Genomic DNA, 10,899 nt, shown 5'->3' on the forward strand with positions numbered 1-10,899 from the left:
GTGAAAATTGTGTCGGCTGGCGGTACAGGGGGTATGCTCTCGAGGTCTACGTCAAATTCCAGGTCTTCCAGCGCGGGTGCGGCTGAAGGAGGTGAAGGAGTGGAAGGTGAGACGGAGGGGACCAGTTCGGCAAGCTCCACCCCCTCCCGCTGCAAGGCGGCCTGGGCCTGGGCCATGTCTGGAAGAGGGCCCGGGGGCGGCGGGGTTTCCTCGGGGGCTGGCGGAAGGCTAACCTCACCGGCCATCACCTTGGCCAAGAAGGCCAGGATGTCCCGCTCAACTACGGTACCATCGGGGCCGGTGCCCTGGAGCTGCCGCCAGTCTATGCCGTTCTCCTCCGCCAGACGACGGGCCAGCGGTGTGATTTTGACTTCGCTCATGCTCCTTACATCATAGCGCAGAAGCAAGTTTTTTCACGTACATCTGGCGCCCGAGCCCCTAAAGCCAGTTTTTGGTATCTCAAAGATCACTCCTGCGCCTCGTCGTGGGTGGCATTCTCACGGAGCCCCTGCCCGAGCAGGGCCAGCATGGGTACGGCCACCACCAAAAGGAGCAACACGGCCAGTAGCCCTTCCACACTGGAGGAGCCTAGCACAGGTGGGTCAAGCCAGGGTCAGGCCTCGTCCTTGCTGGGGTTTTTATGCTGGGCGCGCTGGCTGGCCCTTATGCCGGCGTCAAAGTCTATCTCCATTGGAGGCCGGTCATCCATGTCCACGAAGACCGAAGGGTGCTGTCTACGCGGCTGAGGCTGCTCGGCCCTGCGCTGGCTGTGGCGCCCAAGCTGGAAGGACACCACCGCCACCACCACCAAGGCGACCAGAACCCCTATGGCCCATCCCAAGGACATAACCCCATCCTACTCCCAAAGGCGCCCCTGAGGGTTTGCCCCATAGCCCTCACGGGAAGATTTTTCTGTGGAGGCGGCAACAGTCTAGATGACCTCCCGGAAGCCCACCGCCTCCGCCCTGGCCTGGAGCTCCCGCTTCAGGAGGGCGTGCTCGGGTTTGTCCAGGTAGGGGTCGGTCTCTAGAATGGCTTGGGCCAGCGCCCGGCTTCGTTCAATAATCTCCTGGTCGGAGGCCAGGTCGCCCAGGCGCAGGTCCGGCATCCCCGACTGCCGCAGGCCCCGCAGTTCGCCTGGCCCCCGCAGCCTTAGGTCTTGTTCGGCGATGTAGAACCCATCGTTGGAGCCCTCAATCACCCGCAGGCGCTCTAGGGTGCGCTTGGAGGTTTCGCCCGCAATTAGGATGCAGTAGGCCTCCAGCCCTCCCCGCCCCACCCGTCCGCGGAGTTGGTGGAGCTGGGCTAGGCCAAAGCGCTCGGCGTTTTCTATCACCATCAGGGTGGCCCTGGGGATGTCTACCCCAACCTCAATGACGGTGGTGGAGACCAGCAGGTCAAACTCTCCCCGGCGAAACCGCTCCATCACCGCGTCTTTTTCCTCGGGCTTCATCCGGCCGTGCAAAAGGTCTATGCGGGCTTCCGGGAGGAGGCTTTCCAGCTCCTCCCGCAGACGGGTGGCTGCGGCCAGCTCGAGCGTGGCCTCCGAGGCGCCCTCTTCGATCATGGGGGTAACCACGAAGACCTGGTGCCCTTTTTGGATTTCCTGCCGGGCGAAGGCGTAGGCCTGCAGGCGGGTTTTCTGGGTGAGGAGTTTGGTCCTCACGGGGATGCGCCCTGGGGGGAGCTCGTCTATTTGCGAGACCTCCAGGTCGCCGTACATGGTGAGGGCCAGCGAACGGGGGATGGGGGTGGCAGACATCACCAAGACGTCCGGGCGCTGGCCCAGAAGCCTCCTTCGCTGCAGCACCCCGAAGCGGTGCTCCTCGTCAATGACCGCCAGCCCCAGGTCGTGGAACTCAACGCCGTCCTGGATGAGGGCGTGGGTGCCCACCACCACCTGGGTCTGGCCGGTTCGCAGGCGTTCCAGCACGGTCTTCTTTTCCCCTTGGCTTAAGGAGCCCACCAGCAGGTCTACCCGCACCCCCAGGGGGTAGAGGTAGCGGGTCAGGTTCTCAAAGTGCTGTTTGGCCAGGATTTCGGTGGGGGCCATCAGGGCCCCTTGGGCCCCGTTCTCCGCGGCGATGTAGAGAGCGGCTGCGGCCAGCACGGTCTTGCCTGAGCCCACATCCCCTTGCACCAGCCGGGCCATCTGCCGCTCGGACTGCATGTCGGATAGGATTTCCCCCAAAACCCGCTCCTGGGCCCGGGTGAGCTGGAAGGGTAGGGTGGCCCGGAAGCGCTCGAGCATCCCCGGGGTCACCTTGAACATCCGCCCCAGCAGGGCCGAGCCCCCCGATGTGATCATCACCTTAAGCTCCAAAAGCAGGTACTCGTCAAACTTGAGCCGGTATAGGGCTTGCTCTAGCTTCTCCTCTGTATCGGGGAAGTGGGCCTGGCGCAGGGCGAAGTCCAGGCTGGGCAGCCCCTGGTCTTTGACGTAGGCCTCCAGTGGGTCGGGCAGGTGGGGGAAGGCCTGCAGGGCCCGCCACACCAAGCGGCGCAAGAAGGCTTGCCCCACCCCTTCCTTCGCACCGTAGACCGGCACAATGCGTCCGGTGGAGAGGGATTCGCCCCCTTCGTCCTCAAAGTACTCCACCACCATGGATATGGCCCCCCCGCGCCGCTGCACCCTGCCGGTGAGCACCAGGCTGGCGCCTTCGGGCACCTGCTTGAGCACCCAGGGTTGGTTGAACCACACCCCTGTGAACTTCCAACCCCAGGCGTCCATAAAGCGCACCTGGACGAGCTGCATCCCTTTTTTGGGGGTTTTAACCAGCTCTCGGCTCAAAACCTTGCCCACCACGGTGGCCTTGCTACCGTCCTCGGCGTCGCGTATGCTTCCCAGGGTCCGTCGGTCCTCGTAGCGCCGGGGGTAGTAATGGAGCAGGTCGCGCAGGCTTCGCAGGCCCAGCTCGGCCAGCTTTTTGCGGCCGCCGGGGCCCAGCTCGAGGACCCCCAGCGGAGCGTCAAGGTCGGGCCCCAAGGGTGGGGTGGCAGACGGGCAGGGTTCGCTTGGCACTTTGGCTTGGCCGCCCAGCAGCGCGATGGCCTTTTTGAGCCGCTCGAGGCGGGTCTGGAGGTCCATCCCGCGGTAGCCGGAGAGGGTCCTTTGCACCTCGGGAAAGGGACGAGCTAGGTTCTGCACCAGCTTTTCCAAGCCTCCTGCCACCACCCGGTCACGGGCCCCGTCAGCCAGCTCGCGCTCCAAAGGGCGCAGCAGGCGGGTGCGCAGCTCCTCCATCGCCCTCATTGTAAAAGCGCGGATTGTCCAGGGGTTCATGGTCGGTTTTGGAGGGGTTCGTATACTTGATGGGTATGGCTCTGACCGAGGTTGAGGTTTTGTCCAACGGCCTGGTGCTGGCTGTGGAGGAGCGCCCCTGGAGTCCGGCGGTGGCCATGCAGCTTCTGCTGCCGGTGGGGGCGGTTACAGACCCTGAGGGAGTGGAAGGGGCGGCCAGCCTGCTGGAGGGCTGGCTTTGGAAGGGGGCTGGAGGGCGCGACGCGCAAGCCCTAGCGGACGCATTTGACGCTTTGGGGGTGAGGCGGGCCAGCGCCAGCGGCTTGGAGTACACCACCTTTGCCGCCGAATTCCTGGCCGATAAGCTGCGGCCGGTGCTGGCCCTTTACGCCGATGTGCTGATGCGGCCCCATCTGCTTGGGGAGGACCTGGAGGCGGTGCGGCAGGTGGCCCTGCAGGAGCGAGCGGCCTTGGAGGACCAGCCCCCTAAGAAAATGTTCACCGCGCTGCGTCGGGCCGTCTTCAAAAGCCCCCACGGGCGCAACCCCGATGGGGAGAAGGCCCACCTCGAGCGGGCCACCGCCCAGGCCCTCCGGGAGGACTTTGCCCGGCGCTATAGGCCCAAAGGGGCCATACTAGCCTTGGTGGGGGGGGTGCGCTTTGAGGAGGCCAAGGAGGCGGTGGAGGAGGCCCTAGGCGGCTGGCGGGGAGAGGGGGTGCCCCACCCACCGGTGGAGCTCAGCGCCCCGCACGCGCTGCACCTCGAGCAGGCCACCGCCCAGGTGCAGATTGGCTTGATCTACCCCGACGTAACCCCTGCCCACCCTGAGTTCTACACCGCTCGGCTGGCGGTTCAGGTACTCTCTGGGAGCAGCAGCAGCCGCCTTTTTACCGAGGTGCGAGAGAAGCGGGGGCTGGTCTACTCGGTGTACGCCACCCCCAACGGGGTGAAGGGCTACAGCTACCTGAGGGTCTACGCCGGAACCACCCCTGAGCGGGCCGGCGAAACCTTGCGGGTGTTGCAAGAGGAAATCACCCGGCTCTCCGAAGGGGTGACCGAGGGGGAGCTGGAGCGCACTAAGGTAGGCCTGCGGGCGGCTTTGGTGATGCAGGATGAGTCCTCCCGCCAGAGGGCAGCCAGCGTGGCCCGCGACCTCTATCAGCTGGGGCGGGTGCGCTCTTTAGACGAGATAGAGGCCCGAATCGCGGAGGTGAACCTTTCGCGGATCAACCGGTACCTGCGTGAAAACCCCTACCGCGGCCCCTGGGTGGCCACTTTGGGCCCCCGTAAGCTAGCCTGAGGAGCGGATATGACCAAAACTCGAGCTGTGGAGTTCAAAGAGGCTGTGCTCCCCAACGGCCTAAGCGTGATCGCCGAGGTGAACCCAGAGGCCAGGAGTGTGGCCCTGGGCTATTTTTGCAAGACCGGAAGCCGCGATGAAACCCCCGAGATGGCCGGAGTCTCGCACTTTTTGGAGCACATGCTCTTCAAGGGCAGCGAGCGGCGGGGGGCCCTGGAGGTCAACCTAGAGTTTGACCGGATGGGGGCGCAGTACAACGCTTTCACTTCCGAGGAGAACACCGTTTACTACGGGGCAGTGCTGCCGGAGTTCGCCTTGGAGCTGCTGGAGCTGTGGACCGACCTGATGCGCCCGGCGCTGCGGCTGGAGGACTTTGAAACCGAAAAACAGGTCATCCTGGAGGAGATAGCCCTCTATGAGGACCGCCCCCAGGTGATGCTCTTTGACCGGGGCCGGGCCCGTTACTTCCGCGGCCATCCCCTAGGCAACAGCGTGCTGGGCACCCGGCAAAGCATCGGCGGGCTGGTCCGGGAGCAGATGGTGGCCTACCACGCCCAGCGCTACGTGCCCTCCAACCTGGTGCTGGCCCTGGCCGGGCGGGTGGACTGGGAGCGGGTTTTGGAGCGGGTGGAGGCCCTGACCGCAGCCTGGCCCCAGGGGGAAGCTCCCCGGGGCTACCCAGAGCCCTCGCCGGCCACCGGCGAGCTGCGGGAGCCCTACCCTAAGGCCACCCAGGCCTACATCGCGGTTTTTGCACCGGGGGTTTCTGCCCAGGACCCGCGGCGCTACGCGGCCCAGGTGCTGGCCAGCATCCTGGGGGAGGAGGGCAACAGCCGCCTTCACTGGGCCCTTACCGACAAGGGCCTGGTGGAATCGGTGGGGGCCGGGGTGGACGAGGCCGACCGGGCCGGGATGTTCTATGTCTACGCGCAGACTGCCCCACAGAACGAGGAGCGGGTGCGGGACATCCTGCGCTTTGAGCTGGAGCGCTTTGAGCGGGAGGGGGTTAGGCAGGAGGAGCTCGAGCGGGCCAAAAACAAGCTGGCCACGGCCCTGGCCTTTGCTGGGGAGACCCCGATGCGGAGGCTGATGAGCGTGGGGCTGGGCTACACCTACAACCGGACCTACGAGCCCGTGGACGAGGTGGCCCGCAGGATAGCCGGGCTCACCCTTCGGGAGGTCAACGCCCTTCTGGAGGAAAAGCCCTTCAGCCGGAGCTTCTTCTACACCCTGGCGCCGGCCTAGCGGTCATCTCGGCCGGGCCAACACCAGCGTCCAGTAGGTGCGGTAGGTGTTGGAGGAGCTGCCCTCCACCAGGGCCGCCCCAATTTCGCTGAAGCTGGGGTTTTTGATGGCCTCGCAGTGGCCGCTTTTGCTCTCCAGCCAGCCCCGGAGCACTGTGTTCATATCGGGGTAGCCGGCGGCGATGTTCTCCCCCCAGCTAGCCGCGCTGTAGCCGGTCCGGGCGATGCGCTGGCCGGGGTTGGAGCCATCGGAGCCGGTGTGGGAGAAGAAGTTGTGCTGCTGCATGTCCTGGCTGTGGGCCTGGGCGGCCCCCTCCAGCAAGGGGTTCCAGGTTACAGGAGGCGATGGACTGGGGAAGTCCTCCTTGGCACAGCGGCAAGGGGCCGCTCGTATTTGGTTGAGGGCCTGGGTAAAGGTGTTGCTGTTGAGGCCCGTGCCGGCGGCATTGAAGGCGATCGCGCTGCAGGCCGGCAGGCTTCCGCTCGTTGTTGGGGGAGGGGAGGTTTCGGGCCAGGCGGGAGGGTTGCAGGCCGCCAAGGCCAGCAGCAACCCAGCCGGTACCCAAGGCTTCATGGCTCCTATCCTGCCACGCCCAGGGGCCCAAAGGCCATTGAGCCTCCTCTTAGGTAATGTAAACCTGTTCTTCTTGCTGGTGGCCCTATCATCAAGGGGTGAAAGCGTGGCCCTTGCTTCTGAGCCTGGTTTTCGGTCTGGCCTGGGCCCAAAGCGCCCTGGAGTTCGAGGTGCTCCAGCGCACCAACCAAGCGCGCGCAGAGCATGGCCTGCAGCCCTTGCAGTGGGATGCGCTGGCCTACAAAGCGGCCCTGGGCCACGCCCAGGATATGCTCCGGCGGGGCTTTTTTGCCCACCAGAACCCCGACGGCCTGGGGGTTGCCGAGCGCCTGCGGGCCGCGGGGGTGCTCGAGGTCACGGTAGGGGAGAACCTGGCCAGCTTTGAGGGTTACCCCGATGTGGAAATTCCGGCGCGCGCCCTTGCGGGTTGGATGAACAGCCCCGGCCACCGAGCCAACCTGCTCAAGCCCGAGTTCACCCACCTGGGGGTGGCGCTGGTGCGGGAGGGGCGCAGGGTGATGGTGGTACAGAACTTCATCGGGCGGCCCTTTGACCCCCAGGTGCGGCTTCTCCCCGCCCAGGCCGAGCGCACGGTGCTGGTGCTTTGGGGCACGGCGCCCGGTACGGTAGGGGTGTTTGTGGGCAACAACCTCTACGCCCGACTGAATCCGCCCATCCAGGCCCGCCTCGAGCTCCCCCCAAAAGCCGAGGTGAGCTATGCGGTGTTTGATGGGCAGACCTGGTGGGCTGCCCGCAACGGCGAGCGCGGGCTGCGCCTGGAAACCACCCTCGAGAAGAGCCGGGTGCCCGGCCGGCGGGTTTTGCTCAGCCTTCCTGCCGGCCAGTACGCCCTGGCGGTGGGGGCCGAGCCGCGCCTTTGGCAGAACCTCTCCGGGCCGGTGCGCCTCGAGCTCGTTCTGCCCGGCACGCTGGAAACCCTGTGGTTGGGCCTTCGCCAGGGCAGCAGGGTTAGCTTCACCCACCGGGTTCCGTTGGGGCCCTAGCAGCACCCTCCTTCATCCCAGGGGCTAAAGGTCTGTGCGGAGCGCAGCTGGTGGACAATCAGCCACGGCCCGTGGACAATAAGCACCAATGGCTGAGATCCTTCCTATCCGCCTGTATGGCGACCCTATTTTGAAGAAAAGAGCCCTGCCGGTGCAGGATTTTAGCGGTATTCCCGAGCTCGCCCAAGACATGCTCGAGACCATGTTCGAAGCCCGCGGGGTGGGGCTGGCCGCCCCGCAGGTCGGCGTCAGCCAGCGGCTCTTTGTGGCCGCAGAGTACCAGGAAGAAGAGGAGGAAGAAGGCCCCGAAGCCCCCCTCAAGACCCGGGTCAAGGAGATTTATGTGATGGTGAACCCGGTCATCACCTACCGCGAGGGGCGGCAGTCCATCCTCGAGGGCTGCTTATCCCTGCCCGGCCTCTACGCCGAAGGGGCCCAGCGCGACCTTAGGGTGCGGGTGGAGTACCAGAACGAAAAAGGTGAGAAGAAGGTGCTCGAGGCCGAGGGCTATCTGGCGGTGGTGCTCCAGCACGAGATAGACCACCTCGACGGCATCCTCTTCTTCCAGCGGATGAGTTTCGCCGATAGGCAAAAGTTCCTCGAGGAACACCGCGAGGACCTGGCCGAGTTCCAACGGAGGGCCAAGGCCTTCTTGCGCGAGGAGGCCGCGCGCTCAGGGGTCGGCCGGCATCGCTAGGTCGTCCTAGGGGAACCCCCACAGCTTAGCTATGGCCTTGCATCCAGTACGACGCAGACTCGCTTTCTTTGGCTCGCCGGCCTGGGCCGTGCCGGTGCTCGAGGCCCTCTACCGCCACCACCAGGTGGTGCTGGTGGTCACCCAGCCCGACAAGCCCGCCGGACGGGGCCTGAAGCTCACCCCCTGCCCGGTGGCGGCCTGGGCCGAGGAGAGGGGCCTGCGGGTGGAAAAACCCGCCCGCTTGCGCAAGAACCCCGAGTTTCTCTTGCTTTTTAAGGAGCTGGCCCCCGAGGTGGCGGTGACCGCGGCCTATGGCAAAATCCTCCCCGCCGAGTTGCTAGGGGTGCCCAAATACGGCTTTCTGAACCTGCACCCCTCCGACCTACCCAAGTACCGGGGCCCGGCGCCGGTGCAGTGGACGCTCATCAACGGCGAGACCGAGACCGCGGTTTGCATCATGCAGACCGATGTGGGCATGGACACCGGCCCGGTGGTGGCCCGCTGGCGTACCCCGGTGGGCCCCGACGAAACCGCCCTGGAGCTCTCCGAGCGCCTGCGCGATAAGGGCATTGAGCTGCTGCTGGCGGTCCTGGCCGACCTCGAGCACCTCCAACCCATTCCCCAGCCCCCTGAGGGCACCCACGCCCCCATGCTGCACAAAGACGATGGAAAGATTGTCTGGGAGCGCACCGCGCAGGAAATCTACAACCGCCATCGGGGGGTGCAGCCCTGGCCGGGGAGCTGGTTTGAGTTTCGGGGCAGGCGGGTGAAGGTGCTGGGCCTCCTCAATGAAGGGATGCCCTGTGCCGGTCCGCCCGGCACGGTGCTGCGGGTGGCCCCGGGGCTGACGGTGGCAGTGGGCCAGGGGTGCGTGACCCTTTTAGAGGTCCAGCCGGAGGGGAAAAGGCCCATGTCTGCTGCCGAGTGGGCTCGAGGGGTGCGGCTTTCGGTGGGGGAGCGCTTAGCGTAGGCTGGGTCATAATGGTCTAACCCATGAGCGTTCCGCCGAAAGCTGTGCTGGCCGGTCGTTACCGTCTCCTGGCTCCCCTGGGGGAGGGGGGTATGGCCGAGGTCTGGCTGGCTTCCGACCTGCGCATGGACCGGCGGGTGGCGGTCAAGATACTCCACGCCCACATCCACCCCAGCGAGCGCCAGCGGTTCTTCCGGGAGGTCAAGGCGCTTTCCCAGCTCTCTCACCCCGGGGTAGTGCAGGTCTACGACCTGGGGGAGGAGGAAGGCCGAACCTACTTCGTGATGGAACTGGTGGAGGGGGGCAGCTACGACCGGCTGGGGCCTTTTGAGGACGGTATGGAGGGCCTGCGCCTTCTAGCCGCCTCGGCGCGGGTGCTGGAGGCGCTGGACCACCTACACGCTCGAGGGGTTATCCACCGCGACCTTACCCCCAGGAACATCCTGGTCACCTCCGAGGGCCAGCCCAAGGTGATGGACTTCGGTCTGGCTTACCTTATTCAGGAAAGCCGCCATCTTACCCGCACCGGCATCACCGTGGGCACCCCGGAGTACATGGCCCCCGAGCAGGCCAAGGGGCTCTCCCTCACCCCCCAGGCCGACCTCTACAGCTTCGGGGCGGTGCTCTACCGCACCCTCACCGGCAAACCTCCTTTTGAAGGGGAAAACGACCAGTCGGTGTTGTATCAACACGTCTACGAACCCCCTCGGCCACCTCAAAGCCTCAATCCGGCGGTTCCTCAGGAGGTGGCCGAGCTGGTCATAGCCCTGTTGCACAAGAACCCCTCCGAGCGGCCGGCCGGGGCCAAGGTGGTCCACGCGGCGCTCGAGGAGGCCTTGCGGGCCTACCGGGAGCACCTTTCCGCCACGCCGAGGGCTGGGGCCAGCCGCAGCGGCCACTACCCCAGCGGCCCCGCCAGGCCGGAGCGGCTCGAGCTTGCGGGCAGCTTTGACCTGGCCGGGCAGGTGGCCTGGCCGGGGGAGCTGGTGGCCCACGAGGGGCGCTTGTGGGTGGGGGCTGGACAGGGCCTGGCCCGCTTTGACCTGACCGATGGTTCGGTTCACCGCCAGCGCCTAGGCGACGAGGTCTCGGCCCCGCCGGTGGTGACCCCCTCGAGGGTCTACGTGGCGGCCTGGGATGGCCGCCTGACCGCTTTGAGCCTTTCCGGAAAGCCCATGCTCAGCTTTCCTACCCGCGCCGAGATTACCGCTGCCCCTTTGGTGGCCGAACTCGTCTATTTGCCGGGTCGGGATGGTTTTCTCTACGCCCTAGACGCCGGGGGAACCCTGCGTTGGGGTTTTCAGGCCGGCAGCGAGCTTTCGGCCACGCCCACCTTGTACCGCGGCCTTCTGTTTGTGGCTGCCGAAAGCGGTTGGCTCTTCGCATTAGACCCCGTAAGCGGCCACCTTCGCTACAAGGTGGAAACCGGCCCGGTGCACACTGCGATTCCAGCCCGCGGGGGGCTGCTTTTTATCCCCACCTGGGCGGGGGAGCTACACGCTTTTGACCCGCTTATGCGCGAGGTGCGTTGGACCTACGACCTGGAGGGCGAGCTCTGGGGTGCGCCGGCTGTGGATGAGCAGCAGGTTTACGTGGCGAGCTGGGCCGGGAGGCTCTACGCCCTGCGCCAAGACAGCGGAGACGAGGTGTGGAGCTTGGAGGTGGGCAAGGTTACGGGGGCTCTTTCGGTGGCCCATGGAGTGCTCTACCTGGGCACCGAGGAGGGCCGGGTGCTCGGCGTGGAGGCCAAAAGCGGGCGGCTCCTTTTTGAGGCCAGCGGCCTGGGCCCCATCCAGGCCCCGCCCCTGCCCTACCGGGGGGCTTTGTATGTGGCTACACTGGCGGGGAAGTTGTACTGGTTTGCCTAG

10 protein-coding genes are annotated in these 10,899 nt (G+C 65.9%); 6 read left to right on the forward strand and 4 right to left on the reverse strand.

Features of this window, described 5'->3' with window-relative positions; translation table 11 throughout:
- From Mlute_RS05645 to recG, 3 genes are all read right to left on the reverse strand, one after another.
- Positions 1–380: E3 binding domain-containing protein (locus Mlute_RS05645; protein WP_182482485.1), on the reverse strand; the 380-nt coding region annotated here is incomplete at its 3' end.
- A 233-nt stretch (positions 381–613) separates the two neighbouring features.
- Positions 614–847 (reverse strand): hypothetical protein, encoded by a 234-nt coding sequence (locus Mlute_RS05650; RefSeq protein ID WP_119359773.1) that lies wholly within the window; start codon positions 845–847, stop codon positions 614–616.
- 84 nt (positions 848–931) lie between these two features.
- Positions 932–3,244, reverse strand: a complete 2,313-nt coding sequence (gene recG, locus Mlute_RS05655) for an ATP-dependent DNA helicase RecG (RefSeq protein WP_407942644.1) — start codon at positions 3,242–3,244, stop codon at positions 932–934.
- Positions 3,245–3,318: 74 nt separating this feature from the next.
- Between recG and Mlute_RS05660 the strand changes: the two genes are divergently transcribed.
- Together Mlute_RS05660 and Mlute_RS05665 are read left to right on the forward strand one after the other, a co-directional pair.
- Complete coding sequence (locus tag Mlute_RS05660) at positions 3,319–4,542, forward strand: M16 family metallopeptidase (RefSeq protein ID WP_119359775.1); 1,224 nt, start codon at positions 3,319–3,321, stop codon at positions 4,540–4,542.
- A gap of 9 nt (positions 4,543–4,551) precedes the next feature.
- Entirely contained in the window at positions 4,552–5,787 is a 1,236-nt protein-coding gene (locus tag Mlute_RS05665; RefSeq protein ID WP_119359776.1) for a M16 family metallopeptidase, read from the forward strand.
- 3 nt (positions 5,788–5,790) lie between these two features.
- On the opposite strand, the gene Mlute_RS05670 is transcribed toward Mlute_RS05665, so the two are convergent.
- Positions 5,791–6,360 carry a CAP domain-containing protein gene (locus Mlute_RS05670; RefSeq protein WP_119359777.1) on the reverse strand — a complete coding sequence of 190 codons (570 nt, stop codon included), beginning with the start codon at positions 6,358–6,360 and terminating at the stop codon, positions 5,791–5,793.
- Positions 6,361–6,458: 98 nt separating this feature from the next.
- Between Mlute_RS05670 and Mlute_RS05675 the strand changes: the two genes are divergently transcribed.
- The 4 genes from Mlute_RS05675 (at position 6,459) to Mlute_RS05690 (ending at position 10,899) form a co-directional block, all read left to right on the forward strand.
- Entirely contained in the window at positions 6,459–7,364 is a 906-nt protein-coding gene (locus Mlute_RS05675) for a CAP domain-containing protein (RefSeq protein WP_119359778.1), read from the forward strand.
- A gap of 88 nt (positions 7,365–7,452) precedes the next feature.
- Positions 7,453–8,061, forward strand: coding sequence for a peptide deformylase (gene def / locus Mlute_RS05680; protein ID WP_119359779.1), 609 nt, complete (start codon positions 7,453–7,455; stop codon positions 8,059–8,061).
- A 31-nt stretch (positions 8,062–8,092) separates the two neighbouring features.
- On the forward strand, positions 8,093–9,031 hold the full coding sequence (fmt, locus tag Mlute_RS05685) for a methionyl-tRNA formyltransferase (RefSeq protein WP_119359780.1): 939 nt from the start codon (positions 8,093–8,095) through the stop codon (positions 9,029–9,031).
- Between the two features lie 23 nt (positions 9,032–9,054).
- Positions 9,055–10,899: a protein kinase domain-containing protein gene (locus Mlute_RS05690; protein WP_119359781.1), complete on the forward strand. Its 1,845-nt coding sequence runs from the start codon at positions 9,055–9,057 to the stop codon at positions 10,897–10,899.

The organism is Meiothermus luteus, assembly GCF_003574085.1.
GTDB classification, from domain to species: Bacteria; Deinococcota; Deinococci; order Deinococcales; family Thermaceae; genus Meiothermus; species Meiothermus luteus.

Coding starts and splice junctions, on each gene's coding strand:
- Mlute_RS05690 (WP_119359781.1), top strand. CDS start 9,055: ATGAGCGTTCCGCCGAAAGCTGTGCTGGCCGGTCGTTACCGTCTCCTG.
- fmt (WP_119359780.1), top strand. CDS start 8,093: ATGGCCTTGCATCCAGTACGACGCAGACTCGCTTTCTTTGGCTCGCCG.
- def (WP_119359779.1), top strand. CDS start 7,453: ATGGCTGAGATCCTTCCTATCCGCCTGTATGGCGACCCTATTTTGAAG.
- recG (WP_407942644.1), bottom strand. CDS start 3,244: ATGGAGGAGCTGCGCACCCGCCTGCTGCGCCCTTTGGAGCGCGAGCTG.
- Mlute_RS05665 (WP_119359776.1), top strand. CDS start 4,552: ATGACCAAAACTCGAGCTGTGGAGTTCAAAGAGGCTGTGCTCCCCAAC.
- Mlute_RS05660 (WP_119359775.1), top strand. CDS start 3,319: ATGGCTCTGACCGAGGTTGAGGTTTTGTCCAACGGCCTGGTGCTGGCT.
- Mlute_RS05670 (WP_119359777.1), bottom strand. CDS start 6,360: ATGAAGCCTTGGGTACCGGCTGGGTTGCTGCTGGCCTTGGCGGCCTGC.
- Mlute_RS05650 (WP_119359773.1), bottom strand. CDS start 847: ATGTCCTTGGGATGGGCCATAGGGGTTCTGGTCGCCTTGGTGGTGGTG.